This window comes from Herbidospora sakaeratensis, assembly GCF_001570525.1.
GTDB lineage: Bacteria > Actinomycetota > Actinomycetes > Streptosporangiales > Streptosporangiaceae > Herbidospora > Herbidospora sakaeratensis.
This window is the reverse complement of record NZ_BBXC01000017.1, coordinates 208,887-232,324: the sequence shown is the minus strand read 5'-3', so window position 1 is coordinate 232,324 and position 23,438 is coordinate 208,887. Positions and strand designations below refer to the sequence as shown.

The following is a 23,438-nucleotide window of genomic DNA, read 5'->3' as shown; positions in this document are numbered from 1 at the left end:
GGACGTCAGTGCACCCGGGGAGCCAGCAGGCGCAGGCCGGCCAGCCCGGGACGGACCGCGGGGCTGTCGTACGCCCGGGTGACCGGCCCGGCGGTGATCGCCCTGATCGCGTCCTCGTCGAGGGTGAGGCCCGCCCCCGGCGAGTCGCCGAGGACGAACGCGCCGTCCTCGATGGACAGGTCGAGCACGAACCCGGTCGGCGGCCGGAGGTCCTGCAACTCGGTGACCAGGTGGTTCGGCACCGAGGTGGCGGCGTGCAGCAGGCCGTGGGGGGTGGTGCCGATCGGGCTGACGGGCAGGTCGTAGGCGTGCGCCAGAGCCGCCACGCGCAGGAAGTGGGTGACCCCCCAGACCGCCGCCGTCTGCACGACGTCGACGGCCCCGGCCGTGATCAGCGGCCGGAACTGCTCCAGCCCCGTGAGGTTCTCCCCCGTGGCGACGGCGGCGCGCACGCCCCGGCCGACCGCGCCGAGCCCGTCGGCGTCCCACCGCCGGACGGGCTCCTCGACCCAGGTCAGGTCGAGGGTGCGTTCGAGCTCGGTCACGTGGCGGACCGCCTGCTTGCGCGACCAGACCTCGTTGGCGTCGAGCATCAGCCCCGGCCGGGCGCCGTTCCCCGCCTCGGTGAGCACGTCGCGCACGAGGGTCAGGCGCTCGCGGTCGCGGTCGACGTCGAGCCCGCCCTTGAGCTTGGCCGCGCGCAGGCCGCGTTCGGCGTACTCCTTGTACAGGCTGACGAGCCCCGCGTCGTCCAGGCCCATGTCGAGGCCGGAGGCGTAGGCGGGCACCCGCCGGTCGCGCCCGCCGAGCAGCCGCCAGAGCGGTTCGCCGGCCGCCTTCGCCTTGATGTCCCACAGGGCGGTGTCGAGCGCCCCGATGGTGCCGAAGACGGATCCGGCGTGGCCCGCCTTGAAGGTCCGCCGCAGCATGCGGTCGTAGAGCGCCGTCACGCCCCGCGGGTCCTCACCCTCCAGCGCCGCGAAGATCGAGTCGATCTCCACGTGCGGGCCGACGCCGACGCCCGTGATCCCCTCGTCGGTCTCGACGACGACGAGCGGGACCTTGACGACCCCGTCGGCGTAGAGACCGTTGGCGTCCCCGACGGGACGGCCCCAATCATGGACGGTGGTCAACGCGCGATACCCCGAGATGCGCATGTCAGCCCTTCGTGGAACCGGCGGTCACACCGTCGGCGATCTGACGCTGGAGGAACAGGTAGACGAGCAGGACGGGCACGGCGGCGATCAGGACCCCGGACGCGAAGGTGGGAATGTTGTCGGTGTACTGGCCGCGCAGGGAGGTGACGCCGACCATCAGCGTGCGGTGGTCGGCCGACGGCATCATCAGCAGCGCGATGAGCACGTCGTTCCAGCAGAACAGGGCGTCCAGGATGCCGACCGACAACAACGCCGGCCGGCCGATGGGCACCATGATCCGGCGGTAGACGCCGTAGACGGTGTTGCCGTCGATGCGGGCCGCGTCGACGATCTCCTTGGGCACCGACCGGTAGTAGCTGGTCATCAGGAACACGGTGAACGGCAGGAACTGGGCCACGTACGCGAGGATCAGACCCGGATAGGTGTCGATGAGGCCGGTGTCGGCCATCACCCGCGAGAGCGGCACCATGATCACCTGGAACGGGATGAACAGCGCGGCCAGGCAGCCGATGAACAGGGCCTTCGACCCCCGGAACGGCAGCCTGCTCAGCGCGAATCCGGCCATCGAGCCCAGCCAGAGCAGCAGGAACACCGACGCCGCGACCACGAAGAGCGAGTTGGCGAAGTAGCGCGCCATGCCGACGCTGTTCCACGCCGTGGCGATGTTCTCCCAGTGGAGCGACTCGGTCAGCGAGAAGCGGTCGAGCACGTACTCGCGCCGGGTCTTCATGGCCACGTTGGCCGTGAAGATCAGGGGATAGATCGTGGCCAGGGCCAGGATCGCCATCGGAACGGCGACCACCCACTTGCCGAGGCGCCGCATCAGTCCTCCCGTCCCGCGCGGCGCAGCACGCTGATCTGCAGCAGGCCGACCACGAGCATGATCAGGAACAGGACCGTGGAGGCCGCCGACGCGAGCGCGGGCCGGTTCATCTGCCCCTGCTGAATCCAGATGTAGTACTCGGGCAGGTAGGTCGACCCCTCCGGCCCGCCGCTGGTCATCACGTAGAGCAGGCCGAACATCGAGGTCAGCATGCCGATCATCGTCGTGACGAAGACGAACTGGATCGTCTGGCTCAGGCTCGGGATGATGACGTGCCAGATGCTCTGGCGCAACGAGGCGCCGTCGACGCGGGCCGCGTCGAGCAGCGAGGCGTCGAGGGTGGCGAAGCCGGCCAGGAACACCACCAGGGCCATGCCGAACGTCGCCCAGATCTGCACCCCGACGACGGCGAACTTCGCCACGCCCGGGTCGCCCAGCCAGTCGACCGGGCCGAGGCCGATCGTGCCGAGGAGCTCGTTCAGCGGGCCGTCGAAGGCGAGCATCAGGTTGAAGATGGCCCCGACGATGACCGGCGACAACACGGCGGGGAAGAAGTAGACGCTGCGGAAGAACCGGTGGCCCGGCACCTTCAGGTAGATGAACGTCGCCAGCAGCCCCGGGATCGCGACCGCGACCGGCAGGAGCAGCACCAGCAGCCCCACGTTGGCCAGCGCGGTCTGGAACAGCGGGTCGTCCAGCAGCTCCAGGTAGTTGGCGAAGCCGACCGCCGTGCCGTTGGCCTCGCCGTCTCCGGTGAAGGAGAAGTTGACGCCCAGCGCGAGCGGGTAGAGCCGCAGCGCCACGATGATCAGCACCGCCGGGGCGATCAGCACATACGGCGCGAGGCGTTCGGAACGCCCTCTGCGGCGGGCCGCGCCGTGGCGGGCCCGCTCCTTCTTGCCTCCCTCAACGGTCCGCCCGAGGTGACCCGGGCGGACCGCCGGCGAGGTGTTCCTCGTCGGCACCGGCTCAGTTCTCCTGGTCGGAGGCGGCCAGTTCCTCCACCGCCTCGTCGACGGTGGCCGAACCGCTCAGCAGCTTCTGCGACAGCCGGCCCATCAGGTCGATGGTCTTGGAGTCCATCGCGACGTGCAGCGCCGGCTTGCCCGCCTTGAGCTGCGCCACGATCTCACCGACGACGGGGGCGTCCTGCGGCGCGGAGATGGTGGTGTCGGAGGCGATCGCGCCCGCCTCGGCGGAGAAGGACGACAGGGCGTCGGTGGTGGTCAGCGAGCGGACCAGGTCGGCCGCGGCCTTGGGGTCCTTGGTCCACTTGGCCACCGCGTAGCCGATGCCGCCGTCGTAGGGCAGGCTCGGCGTGGCGCCGTCGGTGACGACCGGGGCGAGCATGATGCCGACCTTGTCGGGGCCGATGAACTCGCCGAAGTCCTTCCAGTGCCCGATGTCGGACATCAGGCCGATGATGTGGGCGGCCTTGCCGGTGTTGAACACCGAGAAGATGTCGGTGAACATCGCCGTGGAGTTGGCGCCCTCGTTGTTGAGCTTCTTGTCCCCGGTCTCCTTGAACATCTCGAAGATCTTCTTGACGTTGGGGGACTTCCAGTCGCGCTTGCCGGCGATCCAGCCGTCGTACTCGGCCGGCGTCAGGACGCCCGAGCCCATACCGGAAAGCCAGAACTGCGGCCCGATGCCCTCCTTGTTGCCGAGGGCGAAGCAGGCGGCGCCGGTCGCCTTCTTGAGCTTGTCGCAGTTGGCGAGGAACTCGTCCCACGTCGTGGCGGGGGCGGTGATGCCGGCCTTCTCGTAGAGCGCCTTGTTGTAGTAGATCGGGTGGCCCTGCAGGGTCACCGGGGCGCCGTAGGTCTTGCCGTCCTTGGCGAAGGCCTCCCAGCCGGCCAGGCGCGACTTGTCCTCGGCGACGTACTCGTCGAGGGGCAGGAGCGAGTCGGACCGGTCACGGATCTGGCCGCCGCCGTTGAAGAGCATGACGTCGGGCCCGGTTTTGGTCTGCATGGCCGCGCCGAGCAGGGTGTAGTACTGCTCGAACGGCTGCGGCACGAACTCGACGGTGACGTTCGGGTGCTTCTTGGCGAAGTCGGCCTTCGCCTTCTCGATGTATGTCTTGGCGTACGGCTCACCGGATTTCCAGTCCCAGACCACGAGCTTGCTCGCGGGGGCTGCTGCTGCGGCCGATCCGGTCGGCGTGGACGCGGGACGCGTCGCACTGCCGCAGGCGGCCACAGTCAGCGCCAGGACCACGACGCCCGGCCAAAGGGTTCGCTTCATCGCTGTTCACTCTCCCGGCGGCGGCCGGTCGGCCCGGCCGCTCATGTGAACCGGAACGTAATTCGTATGACGTCTTACGTCAATACTTCCTGGTTCGCCGAGAAGATCCGTTGCTGAATCTCTGTCCGGTAGTCCTCCAGGGTGTTGTCGATGTGGGCGGCGGCGGCCTCCGCCGCAGCCTCGGCGTCGCCGATCCGGATCGCCTGGTAGATGGCCTCGTGCTCCTCGACCGCCTTGGCCGCGTGGCCGCCGACCGACCCGCTCATGCCGATCAGGCTCGACTGCGCCTGGAGCCGGCGCGCCTCCCGGACGGACACCTGGAGGAACATGTTGTGAGAGGCCGTCGCGATGGCCGTGTGGAAGGCGTCGTCGCCCTCGTTGAACAGGTCTTCGCGCCCCGTCTCGAACCCATGCCGACAGACGCCCGCGGCCTTCTCGATCTCACGCAGCTCCGCGGGCGTGGCCCGGCGCGCGGCCAGGCGGCTGGTCTCCATCTCCTGGGTACGCCGGAACTCGAACAACATGTAGACGTGGTCGAGGTCGGTCGGCAGGAAGAACGGCGCCCACCTGCCGGTGCCGAGCATGCCCTCGTCGTCGGCCACATAGAGGCCCCGGCCCTTGTGCGCCCGCACCCGGCCCAGGGCGGACAGGATCTTCACCGCCTCACGGACCACCGTGCGGCTGGTGCCCAGCCGCTGTGCCAGGTCTATCTCCGTGGGCATGCGGTCACCCGGCCGCAGCCGCAACCGGCTGATCAGCTCCAGTACCTGTTCCGCCGCCACCTCGTATCCGGGCCGATAAGGGCCCGCCGCCCGCTCCACACCGCTCGTCTGCTCTGCCACACCTCCAAGAGTACGACTGATAGACCTCACCATGAGGCCGCACATCTCACGCCAGAGGGGGGCCGGACGCCGAGTACCCGGCCCCCCGGCCCTGATCAGCCCCGGAGGGTCCAGCGCTGGTTCGTGCCGCCGTGGCAGGTCCACAGCTGCAAGCGGCTGCCGTTGGCCGTGGCGTTGCCGGACACGTCCAGGCACAACCCCGACTGGACGCCGCTGATGCTGCCGTTGGCGTTGACCGTCCACCGCTGGTTGGCGCCGCCGTTGCAGTCCCAGATGACCACCGGGGTTCCGGTGGCGGTCCCCTGGCCCGAGGCGTCCAGGCACTTGTTCCCGAACACCGTGAACTGCCCGGACGACGTCCGCGACCACCGCTGGGTGGAGACCCCGGAGCAGTCCCAGATGTGCGTCGGCGAACCGTTGGCGTTGCTGTTGTTCTGCACGTCGACGCACCGGTTCGACTGGGCGCCCACGATCTCCACGGTCTGCGGATTGGTGGTGCCGCCCTGCGGCCCGGCGGCGTTCATGACCGCCTGGGCGCCCGAGGGCCAGGCGCCGTTGGAGACCACGACGTTGTTGTTGACGACGTTGCCCCGGTCACCGTTGGTCACGTTGGTGGAACTGCTGCTCGTCCAGTTCCCGGTGACCGTCCAGTTGCCCATGTTCTCCCCGCCCCAGTAGTTGGCGGTGGCCCACACCCCGATGGAGGAGAAGACGTTGTTGCGGACCGTGTAGTACTTGGACCCCTCGTCGAAGTAGACGCCGAAGTGCCCGTTGGTGCGCAGGCAGTAGTTGTCGCTGATGACCGCGCCCGGGTTCCACGACAGGGTGTAGATGCACCCGCCGTCGTTCATCTGCTGCATCACGTCGTGGACGTAGTTGCCGATGAGCCGGTTGTTCGAGGCGGTCGTCGGGGTCGTGTAGCGGGGCTGGTAGTTGTACAGGCCCCGGTTGGCGTACTGGGTGTTGCCGCCGGTGTCGTTGGCGCCCCAGCCGTAGCCGATCGACATGCCCGTGTAGGGCATGTTGTAGACCTCGTTGTACGACACCGTCGCGTCGCTGACGTAGGTGGTCAGCACCGACACGATGCCCCGGTAGTCCAGCCCCAGGTCGTGGATGCGGTTGTTGCTGATCGTGATGTTGCGGTTGACCATGCGCTGGTCGCTGGGGTGATGGGCGTCGGCCCTGACCCCGCCGACCACGACGCCGCCGGCCGAGCTGCGGGCGATCTCCGACCGGGTGATCGTGATGTTGCTGGCCGCCAGCCCGACGCCGCTGGTGGTGGCGTTGGCGTCGTTGCCGATCCCGATGGCGGTCTGCCCGAGGTTGACGAACTGGGAGTCGCCGAAGGTGACGTTGTCGGCGGCCGAGATCTGCACGGCCGCCGGCATCTGGTTCCAGTTCGGCCGGGCCGCCTCGAACTGGGTGCACCCGTTGTGGCAGGTCGAGAAGCCGGGCCAGTTCCAGTTGCCGTAGATGTAGGAACCGGTCTGCTGGTCGACGAATCCCTGGTTGCTGCTCGGCCCGAGCCACGTCGTGCCGGTGAAGGTGAGGCCGGAGAAGGCGATGTGGTGGGCGGGCGCGGACAGGGTGCCGCCCACCGACACCAGCGACTGCAGCACCGGCATCTCGACGCTGAGGCTGCTCATGTTCTGGCCGGCGGCCGGGATGTAGTAGAGGACCCCGGTGCCGGTGTTGAGGTACCACTCGTTGGCGGCGTCGAGGAACTCGTAGGCGTTGGCCAGGTAGAGCGGCCCGGCCCGGTGGGGCTGGGTGAAGGTGTCGTAGCCGAAGTTGTTGTTGTTCCACGCCGGCTGCTGCATCGTGATCTGGCCGCCGCTGATGCTCTGCACCGGCGAGTAGCGGTCGGTGAACGACCCCACGCTCTCCATCTCGACCCGGCTCTGGTTCGCCAGGTTGTTGAGGTAGTTCAGGGCGCTGCTGGTGAACCGCATGCCGGTGCTGCTCGCGGTGAAGTCGGCCCGGTTCACCTGGGTGCGCGCCCGGATCGCGGCCGCGCCGTTGACGTAGAGCTGGCGGGTGTCGACGCCGGTGCCGACGGTGGCCCGCCAGATGTTCCTGGCGGAGTCGGCGAGCGTCCAGCCGGTGACGGCGCGGGCGCCGGTGATCACCGGCCGGGCGCCGGCGGCGGCCTGCCAGCGCACGGTGTAGCCGTTGTTGCCCGAGTCGGCGGCCGTCAGGCGGAGCGGCGCGGTCAGCCGGTAGGTGCCCGCGGCCAGTTCGACCACGATGTCACCCGACATGCCGGCGTTCAGCGACCGCACCGCCGTCTGCGCCGCCGAGATCGAGCACGGCTGCGCCGAGGTGCAGGCGGTGCCCGATCCGGTGGCCGAGGCGTAGAGGGTCGTGGTCGCCGCGGCGGCCGGTGCGACCGGCGCGACCACGGTGACCGCGACGGTCAGGCCGAGCGCCGTCGTCGCCGCGGACAACAACTTTCTCAGGGAGGCTGAGGTGAGTGGGAGCATGGAGCCTTCCTTGGGGGGTGTTCGGCGCGGAGGCCGCTTTCTCAGGTGCGCGTCCAGCGCTGGTTGGTGCCGCCGTGGCAGGCCCAGATGTGGACCCGGGAGCCGTTGGCGGTGCCGTAGTTGGAGACGTCGAGGCACTTGTTCGCCCCGATGGCGGTGATGCTGCCGTCGGAGTTGAGGCGCCACTTCTGGTTGTTCTGGCCGTTGCAGTCCCAGATGAGGACCGCGGTGCCGTCGGCGGTGCCCGCGCCGCTCACGTCGAGGCACTTGCCGCCGTAGACGCGCAGCTCACCGGCCGCCGTGGTGGTCCACTGCTGATTGGCCTGGCCGTTGCAGTCCCAGAGCTGGGCGACCGCGCCGTTGGCCTGCGAGGCACCGCTGACGTCCAGGCAGCGGCCGGAGGCGACCCCGCGCAGCGGGGACGTCGCGCCGGGAGAGACCGTGGGCGTCGGGGTCGGCGTCGGCGAGGGGTTCGGACCGCTGCCGAACTGGGAGAAGAACTTCCACACCTCGCCCTTGGTCCAGGTCGTGATCCCGCTCTCCGCGTAGGTCCCGTCGACCGGGCCGGGCATGTGCCCGTTGTCGAAGGCGGCCCACACGACCGGGTATCCGGAGCGGCAGCCGGAGTAGGTGGTGAGGGTGTGCGAGCGGCTGCCCTGGCCGGGCTCCGGCGGGTTCTGCGCGGTGCAGCCGTTGTTGCGGACGAACCGGTCGCGCAGCGACCGCCCCTGCGAGATGTTCAGCACGTTGTCGGTGATCCCGTGCAGCCCCATGTACGCGATGGGCTGCGTACCGCCGTCACACCCGCTGAGCTGGGCGCCGGCGAACACGGCGACCGCGCGGAAGACCGTCGCCCGCGAGCAGGCCAGGGAGTAGCTCATGCCGCCGCCGTAGCTGAACCCGGTGGCGAAGCGCTGGGTGGTGTCGACGCACAGGTCGCCCTCGATGCGCGAGATCATGTCGTCGACGAAGCGAACGTCCTCGCCGCCGGAGTTGGCCCAGCCGTTGCCCAGGCCCTGCGGGGCGACCAGGATCGCGCTGTTGTTCGACTGCTCCTGCTGCCCGTAGTAGGACCACGCGGTCCCGCTGGTGCCGCCGGAGGCGACGTCGTTCATGGTGCCGCCCCGCCAGTGGAAGGCGAAGATCAGCCGGTACTGCCGGTTGTTGTCGTAGCCGTCGGGCACCCGCAGGATGAACTGGCGGCTCTTGCCGCCGCTCGTGATGGTGTGGGTGCCGCTGCGGAGCGTCGGCGACTTGCCGCACCCCGCGGTCGCGGCGGCGCCCGCCGGCGGCGCCAGTAAGCCGGTGGCGAGCACCAGCCCGGCCGCGGCCACGATGGCCGCGAAGATCGATCTGTGCCGTGACGTCATGCGACTTCCTCTGCGCTCGGTAGGACGATGAGGTCGCTCTGGAACGGCGTCAGGGCAGGCGGAAAGAGCCGGTTCGACCGGCGTGCCGTCCGGGGAGAGATGGAGCGGCCCAGCCGGTGACCGGAGTGGCACCACCGGAGACCGACGCGGGCCGCCATGACATCTGTGGGGCGCATATCGGTCTGATCAGGAGCCCGGGAGAGCGAAGAGCCTTCTCACCAGGTGCCTCCTCATCGGCGACCTCTGCGGAGGGATGCGGCGTCCATCCTCAGACGATGCGCACTTCACCGACATGTGAGCGTTAACAAGCACACATGTCGGCATGGCTCCTTTCTTCCTGTGAATCCACCCTGACAGGTCTTGCGTAGCAAACAACAGCCGACAGGCCAGCGTCAAGAGTATGAAACATTCACATAATCTGGAGCGCGCGCCGGGAGCCGACGGGGCCTGCGCATTCGGGCCACCCGGAGATCACGACCTGCTGAAACCTTCATCTGGCACGCCGAGCGCGCGGAGCTCCGGTTTGCGGATCTTGCCGGAGCCCGTCTTGGGCAGGGCGTCGACGACGTCGAAATAGACGGGGATCTTGTATTTCGCGAGCCGTTCGCGCAAGAATCCGGTCAGCTCCGCGGCGGTCGCCTCGGCGCCCGCCACGAGCACGAGGAAGGCGCGGCCCACCTCACCCCATCGGGGATCGGGCACCCCGACCACGGCGGCCTCCGCCACCGCCGGATGGGTGAAGAGCACCGCCTCGACCTCGGCCGGATAGACGTTCTCGCCGCCGGAGATGTACATGTCCTTGACGCGGTCGACGATGGTGAGATGGCCCTCGTCGTCCATGACCCCGATGTCGCCCGAGTGGAACCAGCCGTCGCCGGTCAGCGCGGCGGCGGTCGCCCCCGGGTTGCCCCAGTAGCCGGGGGTCACGTTCGGCCCCTGGATGAGCACCTCGCCCGGCGTGCCGGGCGGCGCGTCCACCCGCACGTCGGCGAAGAAGACCGGCACCCCGGCCGAGCCCGCCCGGCGTTCGCTGTCGGCCGCCTCCAGGAAGGTCGCGCCCGGCGCGGTCTCGGTCAGGCCGTAACCCTGGCAGAACACCAGGCCCCGTTCCTGGTAGGCCCGGATCAGCGCCACCGGGATCGGCGCCCCGCCCGACATGAGGGTGCGCAGCGACGACAGGTCGGCGTCGGCCCAGCGGGGAGAGCGGGCGAAGTCGGCGAACATGGTGGTGACGCCGAACATCCACGTGACGCCGTGCTCCTCGATGAGGTCGTAGCAGCGGTCGGCGTTCCACGACGGCATGATCACCGAGGTGCCGCCCTTGAGGAAGGTCGGCAGGAGGGTCTGGTTCAGGGCCGCTACGTGGAAGAGCGGCGCGCTGATCAGCGTCACCTCGGTGCTCGTCAGATCCACGCCGATCATCATGTTGACGCAGTTCCACACCAGGTTGGCGTGGGTGAGCATGGCGCCCTTCGGGCTGCCGGTGGTGCCCGAGGTGTAGAGGATCAGCGCCACGTCGTCGGCCGCGACCGGCACGTCGATCGGGCCGGGGTCGCCCGCCGCGATCCACGACTCGACCGTGTCGAGGTCCGCGGCCGGCACGTCCGTCTCCGGCGGGCCGTGGGCGGGGTCGTGCACGAGGAGGGACACGCCCGAGTCGCGCAGCATGTACCCGATCTCGGGCGCGGCCAGGCGGAAGTTCAGCGGGACGAACACCCCGCCGAGCAGGTGGGTGGCGAACATGGTCTCGGCCAGCGCGACGTGGTTGGGGCCGAGGTAGGCGACCCGGTCGCCCGGCCGGATGTCCAGCCGGGAGGCCAGGCGGGTGGTCCGCTCATGGAACTCGGCGTACGTCACCCGACGGCCGGACTGCACGAACGCGGTCCGGCCGGGGCTCATCCGGGCGCGGCGGGCGGGCCAGCCGCCGAGCCCGGCGTTACGCATCGGCGGCGAGGTCTCGGGTGCTGGTCTCCCGCAGCGCCAGCACGCAGACGACCGTCACCAGGCAGCAGACGGCGATGACGATGGAGACCGCCATCGTGCCGCCGCCGCCCGACGAGGCGTCGAGCTGGGCGAACAGCAGCGGCCCGAGGCCCGCGCCGAGCCCGGCGATCTGGTAGCCGAGCGAGGCGCCCGTGTACCGGTTCCTGGTGGGGAACAACTCGGCGTAGAGGGCGGCGAGCGGGCCGTACATCAGCGGGTGGATGATCGCCTGGCCGAGCACCAGCGCCAGGGTGAGCACCACGACGCTGCCGCTGTTCACCATCGGGAACAGCACGAAGGCGAAGGCCGCCATGAGCAGCGCGCCGACGAGCACGATCGGCCGCCGGCCCGTCCGGTCGGAGAGCGCCGACCAGGCGATGATGCTCACCACCGCCAGCGCCGACGAGAGCGTCAGGCCGTTGAGCACGTCCTGGCGGGCGAAGCCGGTCCGCACCCCGTAGGCGATCAGGTAGGTGGTGAGCGTGCCCTGCGCCACGAAGGCCGACAGCCCGACGCCCACACCGAGCAGCAGCACGCGCGGGTGGTCGCGGAGCACGTCCAGGAGCGGCATCCGGGTGGTGCGCCCGGCCGCCGCGAACACCGGGGTCTCCTCGACCCGCAGCCGGACGAACAACCCGACCGCCAGCAGCAGGATGCTCAGCAGGAACGGCACCCGCCAGCCCCAGCTGAGGAACGCCTGCTCGTCGAGGAGGGCGGCGGTGCCGGTCAGCGCGCCGGTCGAGAGCACCATGCCGAACGGGGCGCCGGCGTTGGTGAAGCTCGCCCACAGGCCGCGCCGGCTGGTGGCGTGCTCGGCCGACATCAGCACGGCCCCGCCCCACTCGCCGCCGATGGCCAGGCCCTGCACGATCCGCAACGCGACGAGCAGGACCGGGGCCAGCACGCCGATCTGGTCGTAGGTGGGCAGCAGGCCGATGAGGAAGCTCGCCAGGCCCATCAGGGTCATGGTGAGGACCAGCATGCGCTTGCGGCCGAGCCGGTCGCCGAAGTGACCGAAGATCACCCCGCCCAGGGGGCGGGCGAGATAGCCCGTGGCGAAGGTGCCGAAGCTGGCGACCGTCGCCGTGAGCGGGTCGAGGGTGGAGAAGAAGACCTTCCCGAAGACGACCGCCGAGGCGGTCGCGTACAGCAGGAAGTCGTAGTACTCGATGACGCTGCCCAGGAAGCTGGAAGCCACCGCACGGCGGAGCTGAACCTGGCTTTGGGGTATGACCGACGGGTCCGACATAACAAGCTCCTCGATCAGGGAGTGAGCCGCTGCGCCTGCTTGCCCGGAATTTAGGCACATTCGTGACGGACGTCAATCCTTTGCCCACTATCAAGTCAGGCCGAGCAGCCGGGCCGCGTTCTCCTTCAGGATCTTCGGCCGGACCTCGGGCTTGATGTCGAGCTTGTCGAAGTCGGCGAGCCACCGGTCGGGCGTGATCATCGGGTAGTCGGAGCCGAACAGCACCTTGTCCTTGAGCAGCGTGTTGGCGTACCGGACGAGGATCGGCGGGAAGTACTTCGGCGACCAGCCCGACAGGTCGATGTACACGTGCGGCTTGTGCGTGGCGACCGCCAGCGCCTCGTCCTGCCAGGGGAACGACGGGTGGGCCAGGATGATCCGCAACTCCGGGAAGTCCACGGCGACGTCGTCGACCAGCATCGGGTTGGAGTACTTCAGCCGGATCCCGCCGCCGCCCGGCAGGCCCGCGCCGATGCCGGTCTGGCCCGTGTGGAACAGCGCCGGCACGCCCAGCTCCTCGATCGCCTCGTAGAGGGGGTAGGCCGCGCGGTCGTCGGGGGCCATGCCCTGCACGCTCGGGTGGAACTTGAAGCCGCGCACCCCGTACTCGCCGACCAGCCGGCGGGCCTCTCTGACGCCCGCCCTGCCCTTCCACGGGTCGACGCTGGCGAACGGGATCAGCACGTCGGCGTGGGCGGCGCAGCTCTCCGCGACCTCCTCGTTGGAGATGCGCGGATGCCCGGTGGCGTGCTCGGCGTCGACCGTGAACACCACGGCGGCCATGCCGCGCTCGCGGTAGTAGGCGGCCATCTCGGGGATCGTCGGCCGGTTGCCCTCCTTGAAGTACTTCGCCGAGGCGGCGACCAGGTCGTCGCTCAGTGAGGCGTGCCCGTCGGCGGAGACCTCGGCGTGCGTGTGGACGTCGATCGCGACGAGTTCGCCGACGTTCATGGGACCTCCTTGGGCACAAATCTGACTTTCGTCAATTATGTGCCTGACATCTGGCCCGTCTACGCTTTCGTCGTGACCATCGGCGCCGACGACGAACCGGCCGCGCCCTCCGCGCGCCCCCAATCCCTGATCTTCAGCTTCCTCGGCGTCTACGCCCTCGACCGCGGCACCGCCATCTCCTCGGGCAGCGTCATCGAGGTGTTCGCCCGCCTCGGCGTCTCCGAGGAGGCCGTCCGGTCGACGCTCGCCCGCATGGTCAAGCGCAACCTGCTGGTCCGCCACCGGCTCGGCCGGCGGGTCTACCTCGGGCTCACCCCCCACGCCGAGACCGTGCTGCGCGACGGCCGCCGCCGCGTCTGGGAGACCGGCGCGGTCAACCGCGACTGGGACGGCACCTGGACGGTCGTCGGCTTCTCGTTGCCCGACAGCCGCCGGAGCACCCGGCACGACCTGCGCTCCCGCCTCATCTGGGCCGGGTTCGGCCCGTTGCAGAGCGGCTTGTGGATCACCCCGGGCACCAAGGACGTCACCGGCGTGCTCGACGGCCTCGACGTCGACGACCACGTGACGGTGCTGACCGCCCGCGCGTACACCCCGACCGAGGCCGCCGACCTGGTCGCAAAAGCCTTCGACATCGAGCAGATCGCCCGCCGCTACCGCGCCTTCCTGGCCCGCTGGGACGTGCTCCACCCGCTGCCCGACGCCCCCGACGACCTGGTCAGGCAGCTCCTGCTGCACACCGACTGGCTGCAGCTCGTCCGGCAGGACCCGCACCTGCCGGCCGAGCACCTCCCCGGCGACTGGCCGGCTATCCGGGCGGAGCAGGTCTTCCGCACCCGTGCGGAAGAATACGTGCGCCCCGCCCGGACGGTCGCCGACGGCGTCCTGGACGAACTCATCCCATGACGCAGGCCGTGCCGTTGAGCGTGAACCCCGACGGGTTCGTGTTGCTGCCGCTGTAGGTGCCCTGCACGCCGAAGCCGGCGCGCCCCTGCGGCGCGATCGTGCCGTTGTAGTTGACGTTGCGCGCGGTGACCTGGGTGCCTGACTGGGTCACGGTGGCGTTCCACGCGTTGGTGATCCGCTGGTTACCGGCGTACGACCAGGTCACCGTCCAGCCGTTGACGGGCGTGTTGCCGGTGTTGGTGACGCTGACCTCGGCGGTGAACCCGTTGTTCCACGTGTTCGGCACGTAGGCGACCCGGCAGCCGGAACCCGGGCTGGGCGACGGAGACGGGCTCGGTGACGGGGACGGGGACGGGCTGGGCGACGGAGACGGGCTGGGCGACGGGCTGGGTTCGCCGGTCAGGCCGAAGAACTGGATCGCGGCCGCGGCCATGCCGCCGCTCGGCAGGCTGTGTCCCGCGCCCTGGATGCTGTACGCCTCCACCCGCACCGTGCCGGACGAGTCGGCGTAGCGGCGGCGGTTCCAGTTCGCCTGCGGGGTGTCGCTGCTGGTGGGCGTCTGGCTCAGCCCGAACACGTTCGTCCACTGGTCGATAGCCTGCTGGTGGGTGGCGTAGAAGACCAGGTTGTCGTTGGTGCCGTGCCAGAGCTGGACCTTCGGCCGGGGGCCGGTGTAGCCGGGGTAGGCGGCCCTGACCAGGTCGCCCCACTGCTGCGGCGTCTTGTTGATGCGCCCGGAGGCGCAGTCGCTGACCCCCGGCGACGGCACGTAGTCGGCCTCGTTCGGGAAGCACGCGAACGGCACCCCCATGAACGCCGCTCCCGCCTTGAACACGTCGGGGTAGTTGCCGAGCATGATGTTGGTCTCCATGCCACCGGCGGAGCTGCCGGTGACGAAGAGCCGGTTGGCGTCGCCGTTGTGGCGCTGCCGGGTGTAGTTGACCATCGACAACAACGAGACGGGGTCGCTGCCGCCGTTGCGCGTCTGCGAGGCGGCCGACCACGAGTCGAAGCAGTTGCCCTTCTTCGACGCCGACGGGTAGATGACGATGAAGCCGTACTGGTCGGCGAGGGAGCGGAACTCCGAGCCCGAGAAGAACCCCGGTCCGGAACCTCCGCATCCGTGCATCGCGAGCACGATCGCCGGGCTGGGCCGCACGTTGTCCGGCACGTACAGGTGCATGCGCAGGTTGCCGGGGTTGCTGCCGAAGCTGGTCACCTCGGTCAGCGTGGCGGCCGCCGCGGGTTGTCCGGCCGCCAGGATCGTGGCGGCGTACACCACTCCGGCGGCGACGACGGCGGTCAATCGCTTCATCGGCCCTCCTCTGGTCGACGTCCTGACGCAGCCGGTATACGAGCGCCGCGGCGGGCCGGTCAACCTTCGCCCGTGCGGGAACACAGCCGATCGATCATGGAAATGCGCTGCTCATGCTGGTCATCGGGCCAATGCTTATCAAGTAGCTTGATATGCAGGCCCGGAAACTTACATCGCCCGTTATGGTCATGCGGTGAACCCGCCCAGGCTGAGTTATCTGGTCTACCGGCTGGAGCGCCGCATCCGCGCCCGGCTCGACGAGGCCCTCGCGCTCCACGGCGTCACGACGACCGAGTACATGGCGCTCGGGGAACTGCGCGTACGCGACGGCCTGTCCTCGGCCGAGCTGGCCCGGATCGCCTTCGTCACGCCACAGGCGATGAATCTGGTGGTCCGCGACCTGGAGAGACGCGGCCTCATCCACCGCGACGCCCACCCCGACGGCGGGCGGATCCTGCGGGTCCATCTGTCCCGGCAGGGCCGGGCGGCGCTGCGCAGGTGCGACCGCGCGCTCGACGGCATCGAGGACGACATGCTCGCCGACCTCGACGACGTCACCCGCGTCACCCTGCTGGAGGCGCTCACGCAGTGCACCCGGGCCCTCCACCCGCCCGGGTCTGGGTGATCTCCCGAAATCACCCAGACCCGGTGGTGGACTCAGGCGCCGGGGTTCATCAGGTGCGGCTCCACCGCTGGTTCGCGCCGTTCCAGCAGGAGTAGACCTGGATCAGGGCACCGTTGCCGGAGCCGGCGGCGTCCAGGCACAGGCCCGACTGCACGTTCCTGATGCTGCCGTCGGAGTTGATGGTCCACTTCTGGTTCGCGCCGCCCCAGCAGGAGTAGATCTGCACCTTCGCGCCGTTGCCGGTGCCGGCGGCGTCGAGGCACTTGTTGCCGTAGACCCGCAGTTCCTGGGCCGAGGTGTAGCTCCACTGCTGGTTGCTGTTGGAGTGACAGTCGTAGAGCTGGACTTGCGTGCCGTCGGTCGTCGAGGCGCTCGGCACGTCGACGCACCGGTTGGACTGCTGGCCGCGGATCTGTCCGCCGGTGCCCGGGGTGGGCGTGGGGGTCGGCGTGGGCGAGGTGCCCGGCGAGGGCGACGTGGTCGGCGAGGGCGACGGGTTGGGCGTCGCGGCGTTGAGGGCGTTCAGCACCGAGTTGTACGCGGCCTTCTTGTTGCCGCTGGTGTCGAAGAGCAGCGGGCTGGTGTTGGCGCCCAGCCAGGAGTCGCTGTCACGCACGCCCCACACGGTGATGCCGGTGCAGCGCGCCACCGCGAGGCAGTCGTTCACGACGGCGGCGTAGGTCTGCGCCGAGCCGCCCTGGATGTCGAGCTCGGTGATCTGCACGTCGACGCCGAGAGCCGCGAAGCTCTGGATGGTCGTGCGGTAGTTGCTGTTGTACGCGCTCTGGCTGTTGAAGTGGGACTGCAGGCCGACGCAGTCGATCGGCACGCCCCGCGACTTGAAGTCGCGGACCATGTTGTAGACGGCCTGGGTCTTGGCCCAGCTCCAGTTGTCGATGTTGTAGTCGTTGTAGCAGAGTTTGGCGGCCGGGTCGGCGGCCCGCGCGGTGCGGAAGGCCACCTCGATCCAGTCGTTGCCGGTCCGCTGGAGGTTGGAGTCACGGCGGCCGCCGGAGTTGCCGTCGGCGAAGGCCTCGTTGACGACGTCCCAGGCGTAGATCTTGCCCCTGTAGTGGCCCATCACGCCGTTGATGTGGTCGATCATCGCCTGGCGGAGCGAGCTCCCCGACGTCTGCTCCATCCAGGACGGCTGCTGGGAGTGCCAGGCCAGCGTGTGACCGCGCACCCGCTTGCCGTTCTGCACGGCCCAGTTGTAGATCCGGTCGCCGGCCTGGAAGTTGAACTGCCCCCGGTTGGGCTCGGTGGCGTTGATCTTCATCTCGTTCTCGGCGGTGATCATGTCGAACTCGCGGTTCGCGATCGTCGTGTACTGCGAGTCGCCCAGCTTGCCCTGGGCGATGGCGGTGCCGAAGTAGCGTCCACTCTGCTGCGCGGCGGCGGCCAGCGTGCTCCCGGCGGCGTCCGCCGGCAGGGTCACCATCAGCGCGGCGCCGACGATCCCGACGACGCTGATGACACCGGCGCCGAAGACCCGGCGAAGGGTGGATGCGGGTAATGCGTTCATACCCATGCCTGACTCCATAACTGAAATCACCGAAAGAGGGATATGCGGGAACCCGGCGGACGACGCCGCACCCCAGACCGCTGGCGCGCACCACGATGGCGTCATGGCCGGCGACCCCCTGATCACCACATCAGACTGGGCCGACCGCCTCGGAGACTTAGTGTGGAAACCCAACCGAAACATGTCAACACCGGAGCGAAATTTTCGGCGGCCATGCATCCTGGCCTGATGGCCCTCACGCGGGCACTCACAGGGAGCGATGAGGCCACGGGACACCGGCGGTGGTCGAAAAGTTAACAGCTTCGGGAGCGTGCAAGTTTCATGCTCACGCCGTAATTTACGGAGGCCGAAACGGCTTGTCAGCACCGAGCGCCGCTCCGGTGCGGCCCGGGAGAGCCCTTGACGCGGTCACGCCCGCTGTATTTACTCACCGCCAGCACCACCAGACGCCGGGACGCCGAAGGGAGGTCGCACTACGATGTGCTAGCGCTAACAGGACCGAGCCTGTGACGCGCGACGTCGTAGGGCCTGGGTGGCACCACACTCCTGGGTCCCCGTGTCAGTCGCTCTGCCTCCGTGCACGGAGGCAGAGCGACCCAGGAAGCGGCCGCGGATCCGCTAGCCGCCGGCGACCAGCCGGCCGCGGAACTCGGCGGTCGCACTCTGCAGCAGCTGGTTCAGATGCTCGATCTCGGCCTCGGCCGGTTCCCGGCTGAGCCGCACGTCCACCGCGAAGTTCCCGTCCCGCACGGTCACGGCGAGGTCGTCGAGCAGGTCGCCCGGCAGCCTCCCGAGGACGAACTCCCGGAACGCGTCGGCGATCGTGTCCTGCAGGTCGCCGCACCCGCACGACTGCCCGGCCGCGATGGCCGTGAGGTGGCTGCGGCCGGTGATCGCGTCGGGATGCGCGACGTCCAGCGTCGCCAGACCGGCCTCCACGACGTGCCTGGCCTCGTCGAAACGGCCGGCGTGCTGCAGGAAGAGCCCGAGCGCGATCCGCGACCGGCCGAGGATCTCGTGGTCGATCCCGAGATCGGCCATCCCGACGGCCGCCCGCAGGCGTTCCTCCGCCTCGGCGGGCCGGTCGGCCGCCGCCAGCGCGAGCCCCCAGTTGCGCAGCAGCTGGGCGTGATACTCCGGACGTCCCAGGCGGTCGGCCCTGGTCTGGGCGCGGGCGTAGGTGTCGAGCGCCCCGGCCGTGTCGCCGACGTCGTCCTGCGCCATGGCCAGCGCGAGGGCCGTCGCGAACGCGTCGTGCTCCCGGCCCTGCCGGTCGTAGGAGGCGAGCACCTTCTTGATCGTCTCGACCCGTCCCGCCTCGTCGCCGGCGTCGTGCCCGGCGTTGGCCAGCTGGGAGAACACGTTGAGCGTCGCCTGGTGGTCGGGCCCCAGGCGCTCTTCCAGGGCGTCGGCCAGCGGGCCGAGCACGGCCTTCCCCAGCACGTGGTCGCGGCCCGCCCGCTCGATCGCCGTGTCGGCGATTCCCTCGACGACCTCGTCGGGCAGCCGGTCGAGCGCGGAGAACGGGAGCTCACCGGTGTCGCCGGTCGCCACGATCTCCCCGCGCAGCGCCAGCGCGGAGGCGACCCGCTCGTGGCCGTTGCGCCAGTAGACGCCGACCGCCTCCTCGACGACCTCACGGGCCTGCCCGAGGTCGCCGCGCCGCCGCAGAAAAAGACGACGGTGATCTCGACCTGCCCGGGAGTATAGGGACGTATTGACCTCAGCCGATGGGATCGAGCAGCCGCCGGGGTGTGTTGATGGCGTCGGACACCGGGTCGTGGCCCTCGTCGGCCGCGTCGAAGCCCGGACCGGGCTCGACCCTGGTCTCCGCGACCGGAACCGGTTCCCCGCAGCGCTCGCACCGCCCGCCCGGGTCGAGCAGCCCTCCGTCGTGGTCGTGGCGGATCGAGCGCGGCGCCCCGCCCGGGGAGTAGAAGGCGTCTCCCCAGGTCATCATGGCCCGCACGACCGGCCACAACTCGACGCCCTTGGGGGTCAGCCGGTATTCGACGGCCGGGCCCTCCTCGCGGCTGAGCACGCCCTCGCGGACGAGCAGCTTGAGCCGGTCGGCCAGGACGGCACGCGGGATCTTCAGCTGGGTGGCGAAGTCGCCGAACCGGCGCACCCCGAAGAACGCGTCGCGGACGATCAGGAGCGTCCACCGCTCCCCCACGACCTCCAGCGCACGCGCCAGCGAGCAGTTGCGGTCGGCATAGGTGCTGGGCAGCGTCATGCGGCCGATCCTATCCACTCCAGTTCGGTCAGTGAACTGAGCGTGCTACGTTGTGGTTCAGTCACCGAACCAGCACGGGAGGATCACCCATGTACCAGTTCGTCGTCTCCTTCACCGTCCGGCCGGAGCACCGCGACGACTTCGTCCGGGCGGCGCGCAGGACCGCGCACGACTCCCTCGCGAACGAGCCCGGCTCCCGGCGGTTCGAGGTCATCGCCGACGAGAACGACCCCGACGTCTTCTACCTGAACGAGGTCTACGCCGACGCCGCCGCCTTCGAGGCGCACGCCGCCGGCCCCTACTTCGGCGCGTTCTTCGCCGAGGCCGGCGCCTACGCCGAGGGTCCGAACTGGCTCATGCGCGGCACGGTCGTCACGGCCGGCTAGGGACACGCCCCCACGTCGCCGGGATCCAGCGCAGACTCGCGGCGCCTGGTCGACGGGTCAGGTCCGGCCGTCGGCATGAAACTTTCATGCCACGACGCCGCTGACGTCGGGCGGCAGGCGTCCGGAGGCGCTGTTTCGATCAAGTAATGCAAACTTCAACCATGAGCGAGGAGTGGGCGGCCGCCCGGGAGCTCGGACAGTTCCTCCGGACCCGGCAGGAGGTCCGCGGGCTGGCGCGCGAGGAGGTCGCGGTGGTGGCCGGTCTGAGCACCGACTACTACCAGCGCCTGGAACAGGGCCGAGGGATCCGCCCCTCGGAGGCCGTGCTCGACTCGATCGCCGACGCGCTCGATCTGGATGAGGTGGACCGCCGCCACCTCATGAGACTCGCGCGGCTCACCCGCCGGACGCGCGCGTCACCCGGCCGCGAGGCCGACCGGGTGCCGAGGAACGCCCGGCTGCTGCTCTCCGCGGTCGGTCTGCCCGCGTTCGTCGCCAGCCGGCACCTCGACATGCTGGCGTGGAACGACATGGCCGCGGCGCTGCTGGGCGACCCCCGCCGGGTGCCGCCCGAGCGGCGCAACGTGCTGCTCACCCTGTTCCACGAGATTCCCAGGCCGTGGTGCTCGGCCTGGGAATCCGTGGCGCTCGACTACATCGGCGTGCTGCGCGCCGCCGTCTCCACCGACCCCGACCACCCCAGGGCGATTCAGGTCGTGGACGAACTCAGCCTCACCAGCTCCGAGTTCCGCCAGATGTGGGCCCGGCACGACGTCAGGGAGGGCGTCCACGGCGCCAAGACCTTCCAGCACCCGCACGTCGGCGACATCGCCGTCGAATTCGACGCCTACCCGCTGCAGCCCCCGCCCGGCCCTCTCATGGTCGTGTTCACGCCCCAGCCCGGCTACGAGGAGCGGCTGAGCCTGCTGAAGGCCGTCGCGGACGCCGACGGACTCCCCCTCGGTTGACGTCAGGGTCACCGGTTCTGCGCCATGGCCGTCAGCTGTGCGGCGTCGCGGCCCGGGGACGCGCCGAACGCCTTGCGGTACTCGCGGCTGAACTGCGACGCGCTCTCGTAGCCGACGAAATAGCCGACCTCCGCCACGTTCCCCGCCCTGGTCATGAGCAGGGTGCGGGCCGCCTGGAGCCGGATCTGCTTCTGGAACTGGACGGGCGTCATCGACGTCGCCGCGCGGAAGTGCCGGTGGAACGAGGAGGCGCTCATCTCGCACAACCCCGCCAGGTCGGCGACGACGAGGTGCTCCCGGTAGTGCTCGCGGATCCAGCGGATGCCCCGGGAGATCAGCGCGAGGTTCCCGTCGACGAGTCCGATCTGCCGCACGAGCGCGCCCTGGTCGCCGCTGAGCAACCACCAGAGGATCTCCCGTTGGTAGCCCGGCGCGAGCACCCGCAGGTCGTCGGGCCGGTCGGCGACGCGCAGCAGCCGGACGACCGGATCGAGCAGCTCCGGGGCCGCGTCGCTGACCGCCAGCCCGGTGAACGCCGGGGGCGGCCCGGTCACGGCGGTCTCCAGCAGCAGCGGCGCGATGACCGCCGGGCTGAGCGACATGCTGAACACCGCGAACGGCTTGTCGCGGGTGGCCTCCAGCGCCTGGCCGACCACCGGGAGGTCGACCGACACCACGACGTACTGCCCGGCGCGGTAGTCGTACGGGACGCCGTTGAGCACCGTGCGTTTGACGCCCTGCGCGACGATCGCCAGCGACGGCTCGGAGATCGTGGCGACCGGCTCGGTCGAACACGCCACCGACGCGATGGTCACCCCGCCGGTGATCGTCCGCTGACGGCCGTCGGCGGTGTGGCGCATGATCAGCCGCCGCATCTCGTCCAGGAGCTCCATGCGCGCCAGTCAACCACCCTCGTTGACAGGATCGGGCACGGCGGCGGCAGGATCGGGCTCACGGCACGCGGGCCCGCCTTGGTGTGATGACCGCATGAAACGCAGAACTCTCGGCGCGACCGGGATCTCCGTCAGCGAACTGTCCCTCGGCGCGATGATGTTCGGCAGCATGGGGAACCGCGACCACGACGACGCGATCCGCATCATCCACCGCGCCCTCGACGCGGGCGTCAACGTGATCGACACCGCCGACGTCTACTCCAACGGCGAGTGCGAGGAGATCGTCGCCAAGGCCGTGAAGGGCCGCCGCGACGACCTCGTGATCGCCACCAAGTTCGGCCTGCCGATGGGCGAGGACCCCAACCGGCGGGGCGGCTCGCGCCGGTGGATCGTCAAGGCGGTCGACGACAGCCTGCGCCGCCTCGGCGTCGACCACATCGACCTCTACCAGATGCACCGCCCCGACCACGAGACCGACGTCGGCGAGACGCTCGCGGCCCTGACCGACCTCGTCCGGGCCGGCAAGATCCGCGCCTTCGGCTCGTCGATGTTCCCCGCCGAACTGATCACCGAGGCCCAGTGGGCCGCCGAGCGCACCGGGAGCCACCGGTTCCTGGCCGAGCAGACGATGTACTCGATCTTCACCCGCAAGCCGGAGGCGGCCGTCTTCCCGACGGTCCAGCGCCACGGGATGGGCGTGCTCACCTTCAGCCCTCTCAACGGCGGCTGGCTCTCGGGCCGCGCCGACCTGCCGAACGGCCACCGCGCCACCCTCCAGCCGGGCCGCTACGACGCGACGACCCCGACCGGCCGGCTCAAGGCGGCCGCGCTCGCCGAGCTCACCACGCTCGCCGCCGAGGCCGGCCTGACCCTGCCGCAACTCGCGATCGCCTTCGCCCGCGCGCACCCGGCGGTGACGTCGGTGCTGATCGGGCCGCGTACCGCCGAGCAGCTCGACGGCCTGCTGCCGGGCGCCGACGTCGACCTGACCGACGACGTGCTCGACCGCGTCGACACGATCGTGCCGCCCGGGGTCGACCTCAACCCCGAGGACAACTACGGCACCACCCCGCCCGCGCTGCAGGACGCCCGGCTGCGCCGGATCAGAAGCTGAAGATCTCTCCCGTCACCGCAGTCATCTCACAGCGGTTCCCGAAGGTCCGGGCGTAGCGGACCGCCTTGCCCTTCCAGTTGCCGGTGGCGGTGACCCGGTGCGGCAGGTACTCCTTGGTGCAGATCCAGTTGGGGTCGTCGGCGAGCCTGCCGAGGTCGCCGTCGACCGACCGGAGCAGATCGCACGCCTGCTTCGGAGTGGGGTGCGATCCCACGTCGGGGTCGCAGAGGAGCCTGGCGACCACCTGCTGCGCACCCCCCGCGCTCCGGGTGAGCACCAGAGCCCCCGAGGGCGCCTCGGCCACGGCCGGGTGGATGGTCAACAGCGGGGCGGCCACGATGGCCGCGACGAGAAGAGCACGCATG

General features: G+C 70.0%; 21 protein-coding genes. 5 read left to right on the top strand and 16 right to left on the bottom strand.

Going from position 1 to position 23,438, the window contains the following annotated elements:
- Window positions 1-5: 5 nt before the first annotated feature.
- The 10 genes from AW271_RS28225 to AW271_RS28180 form a co-directional block, all read right to left on the bottom strand.
- Entirely contained in the window at window positions 6-1,157 is a 1,152-nt protein-coding gene (locus AW271_RS28225) for a mandelate racemase/muconate lactonizing enzyme family protein (protein ID WP_062340616.1), read from the bottom strand.
- 1 nt (window position 1,158) lies between these two features.
- Window positions 1,159-1,980, bottom strand: a complete 822-nt coding sequence (locus AW271_RS28220) for a carbohydrate ABC transporter permease (RefSeq protein WP_062340615.1) — start codon at window positions 1,978-1,980, stop codon at window positions 1,159-1,161.
- Window positions 1,980-2,945: a carbohydrate ABC transporter permease gene (locus AW271_RS28215; RefSeq protein WP_083977337.1), complete on the bottom strand. Its 966-nt coding sequence runs from the start codon at window positions 2,943-2,945 to the stop codon at window positions 1,980-1,982. The genes AW271_RS28220 and AW271_RS28215 overlap by 1 nt, the downstream gene beginning before the upstream one ends.
- Window positions 2,946-2,949: 4 nt before the next feature.
- Entirely contained in the window at window positions 2,950-4,227 is a 1,278-nt protein-coding gene (locus AW271_RS28210) for an ABC transporter substrate-binding protein (RefSeq protein ID WP_062340614.1), read from the bottom strand.
- A gap of 74 nt (window positions 4,228-4,301) precedes the next feature.
- Window positions 4,302-5,069 (bottom strand): FadR/GntR family transcriptional regulator, encoded by a 768-nt coding sequence (locus tag AW271_RS28205; RefSeq protein ID WP_062340613.1) that lies wholly within the window; start codon window positions 5,067-5,069, stop codon window positions 4,302-4,304.
- 95 nt (window positions 5,070-5,164) lie between these two features.
- Complete coding sequence (locus AW271_RS28200; RefSeq protein ID WP_083977333.1) at window positions 5,165-7,552, bottom strand: RICIN domain-containing protein; 2,388 nt, start codon at window positions 7,550-7,552, stop codon at window positions 5,165-5,167.
- Window positions 7,553-7,593: 41 nt separating this feature from the next.
- Complete coding sequence (locus AW271_RS28195) at window positions 7,594-8,922, bottom strand: lectin (protein WP_062340612.1); 1,329 nt, start codon at window positions 8,920-8,922, stop codon at window positions 7,594-7,596.
- A gap of 471 nt (window positions 8,923-9,393) precedes the next feature.
- The gene (locus tag AW271_RS28190) at window positions 9,394-10,866 is read right to left on the bottom strand and encodes an acyl-CoA synthetase (RefSeq protein WP_062340611.1); all 1,473 of its coding nucleotides are present in this window, start codon (window positions 10,864-10,866) and stop codon (window positions 9,394-9,396) included.
- Window positions 10,859-12,103, bottom strand: a complete 1,245-nt coding sequence (locus AW271_RS28185; RefSeq protein WP_245653240.1) for an MFS transporter — start codon at window positions 12,101-12,103, stop codon at window positions 10,859-10,861. The genes AW271_RS28190 and AW271_RS28185 overlap by 8 nt, the downstream gene beginning before the upstream one ends.
- 141 nt (window positions 12,104-12,244) lie before the next feature.
- Window positions 12,245-13,105, bottom strand: coding sequence for an amidohydrolase family protein (locus tag AW271_RS28180; protein ID WP_062340609.1), 861 nt, complete (start codon window positions 13,103-13,105; stop codon window positions 12,245-12,247).
- A gap of 39 nt (window positions 13,106-13,144) precedes the next feature.
- Here AW271_RS28180 and AW271_RS28175 point away from each other — a divergent pair, with 39 nt between their 5' ends.
- Window positions 13,145-14,011: a PaaX family transcriptional regulator gene (locus AW271_RS28175; protein ID WP_245653239.1), complete on the top strand. Its 867-nt coding sequence runs from the start codon at window positions 13,145-13,147 to the stop codon at window positions 14,009-14,011.
- Here the strand turns inward: AW271_RS28175 and AW271_RS28170 are convergent.
- On the bottom strand, window positions 14,001-15,326 hold the full coding sequence (locus AW271_RS28170) for an extracellular catalytic domain type 1 short-chain-length polyhydroxyalkanoate depolymerase (protein WP_062340608.1): 1,326 nt from the start codon (window positions 15,324-15,326) through the stop codon (window positions 14,001-14,003). The genes AW271_RS28175 and AW271_RS28170 overlap by 11 nt on opposite strands.
- A gap of 193 nt (window positions 15,327-15,519) precedes the next feature.
- Here AW271_RS28170 and AW271_RS28165 point away from each other — a divergent pair, with 193 nt between their 5' ends.
- Complete coding sequence (locus AW271_RS28165) at window positions 15,520-15,951, top strand: MarR family winged helix-turn-helix transcriptional regulator (RefSeq protein ID WP_245653238.1); 432 nt, start codon at window positions 15,520-15,522, stop codon at window positions 15,949-15,951.
- A 49-nt stretch (window positions 15,952-16,000) separates the two neighbouring features.
- On the opposite strand, the gene AW271_RS28160 is transcribed toward AW271_RS28165, so the two are convergent.
- The 3 genes from AW271_RS28160 to AW271_RS28150 all read right to left on the bottom strand — a co-directional run bounded on the left by AW271_RS28160 (window position 16,001) and on the right by AW271_RS28150 (window position 19,712).
- A complete protein-coding gene (locus AW271_RS28160) occupies window positions 16,001-17,476 on the bottom strand; it encodes an endo-1,4-beta-xylanase (protein WP_245653237.1) in 1,476 nt (491 codons plus the stop codon).
- 618 nt (window positions 17,477-18,094) lie between these two features.
- Window positions 18,095-19,030, bottom strand: a complete 936-nt coding sequence (locus tag AW271_RS28155; protein ID WP_062340606.1) for a tetratricopeptide repeat-containing protein — start codon at window positions 19,028-19,030, stop codon at window positions 18,095-18,097.
- 169 nt (window positions 19,031-19,199) lie between these two features.
- The gene (locus AW271_RS28150; protein WP_062340605.1) at window positions 19,200-19,712 is read right to left on the bottom strand and encodes a winged helix-turn-helix transcriptional regulator; all 513 of its coding nucleotides are present in this window, start codon (window positions 19,710-19,712) and stop codon (window positions 19,200-19,202) included.
- A gap of 89 nt (window positions 19,713-19,801) precedes the next feature.
- On the opposite strand from AW271_RS28150, the gene AW271_RS28145 reads away from it, so the two are divergent.
- Window positions 19,802-20,098, top strand: coding sequence for a putative quinol monooxygenase (locus tag AW271_RS28145; RefSeq protein ID WP_062340604.1), 297 nt, complete (start codon window positions 19,802-19,804; stop codon window positions 20,096-20,098).
- A gap of 161 nt (window positions 20,099-20,259) precedes the next feature.
- Window positions 20,260-21,066, top strand: a complete 807-nt coding sequence (locus AW271_RS28140) for a helix-turn-helix transcriptional regulator (RefSeq protein ID WP_062340603.1) — start codon at window positions 20,260-20,262, stop codon at window positions 21,064-21,066.
- A gap of 8 nt (window positions 21,067-21,074) precedes the next feature.
- Here the strand turns inward: AW271_RS28140 and AW271_RS28135 are convergent, their stop codons facing one another.
- Entirely contained in the window at window positions 21,075-21,959 is an 885-nt protein-coding gene (locus AW271_RS28135) for an AraC family transcriptional regulator (protein ID WP_062340602.1), read from the bottom strand.
- Window positions 21,960-22,053: 94 nt separating this feature from the next.
- On the opposite strand from AW271_RS28135, the gene AW271_RS28130 reads away from it, so the two are divergent.
- The gene (locus tag AW271_RS28130; protein WP_062340601.1) at window positions 22,054-23,073 is read left to right on the top strand and encodes an aldo/keto reductase; all 1,020 of its coding nucleotides are present in this window, start codon (window positions 22,054-22,056) and stop codon (window positions 23,071-23,073) included.
- Here AW271_RS28130 and AW271_RS28125 read toward each other — a convergent pair.
- Window positions 23,063-23,437, bottom strand: coding sequence for an SSI family serine proteinase inhibitor (locus tag AW271_RS28125; RefSeq protein ID WP_062340600.1), 375 nt, complete (start codon window positions 23,435-23,437; stop codon window positions 23,063-23,065). The genes AW271_RS28130 and AW271_RS28125 overlap by 11 nt on opposite strands.
- Window position 23,438: the final 1 nt, after the last annotated feature.

What these genes read in the sequence shown, in the direction of transcription:
- AW271_RS28225 (WP_062340616.1), bottom strand. Translation starts at nt 1,157, where the DNA reads ATGCGCATCTCGGGGTATCGCGCGTTGACCACCGTCCATGATTGGGGC.
- AW271_RS28220 (WP_062340615.1), bottom strand. Translation starts at nt 1,980, where the DNA reads ATGCGGCGCCTCGGCAAGTGGGTGGTCGCCGTTCCGATGGCGATCCTG.
- AW271_RS28210 (WP_062340614.1), bottom strand. Translation starts at nt 4,227, where the DNA reads ATGAAGCGAACCCTTTGGCCGGGCGTCGTGGTCCTGGCGCTGACTGTG.
- AW271_RS28200 (WP_083977333.1), bottom strand. Translation starts at nt 7,552, where the DNA reads ATGCTCCCACTCACCTCAGCCTCCCTGAGAAAGTTGTTGTCCGCGGCG.
- AW271_RS28195 (WP_062340612.1), bottom strand. Translation starts at nt 8,922, where the DNA reads ATGACGTCACGGCACAGATCGATCTTCGCGGCCATCGTGGCCGCGGCC.
- AW271_RS28190 (WP_062340611.1), bottom strand. Translation starts at nt 10,866, where the DNA reads ATGCGTAACGCCGGGCTCGGCGGCTGGCCCGCCCGCCGCGCCCGGATG.
- AW271_RS28180 (WP_062340609.1), bottom strand. Translation starts at nt 13,105, where the DNA reads ATGAACGTCGGCGAACTCGTCGCGATCGACGTCCACACGCACGCCGAG.
- AW271_RS28170 (WP_062340608.1), bottom strand. Translation starts at nt 15,326, where the DNA reads ATGAAGCGATTGACCGCCGTCGTCGCCGCCGGAGTGGTGTACGCCGCC.
- AW271_RS28160 (WP_245653237.1), bottom strand. Translation starts at nt 17,476, where the DNA reads ATGAACGCATTACCCGCATCCACCCTTCGCCGGGTCTTCGGCGCCGGT.
- AW271_RS28150 (WP_062340605.1), bottom strand. Translation starts at nt 19,712, where the DNA reads ATGACGCTGCCCAGCACCTATGCCGACCGCAACTGCTCGCTGGCGCGT.
- AW271_RS28145 (WP_062340604.1), top strand. Translation starts at nt 19,802, where the DNA reads ATGTACCAGTTCGTCGTCTCCTTCACCGTCCGGCCGGAGCACCGCGAC.
- AW271_RS28140 (WP_062340603.1), top strand. Translation starts at nt 20,260, where the DNA reads ATGAGCGAGGAGTGGGCGGCCGCCCGGGAGCTCGGACAGTTCCTCCGG.
- AW271_RS28135 (WP_062340602.1), bottom strand. Translation starts at nt 21,959, where the DNA reads ATGGAGCTCCTGGACGAGATGCGGCGGCTGATCATGCGCCACACCGCC.
- AW271_RS28130 (WP_062340601.1), top strand. Translation starts at nt 22,054, where the DNA reads ATGAAACGCAGAACTCTCGGCGCGACCGGGATCTCCGTCAGCGAACTG.
- AW271_RS28125 (WP_062340600.1), bottom strand. Translation starts at nt 23,437, where the DNA reads ATGCGTGCTCTTCTCGTCGCGGCCATCGTGGCCGCCCCGCTGTTGACC.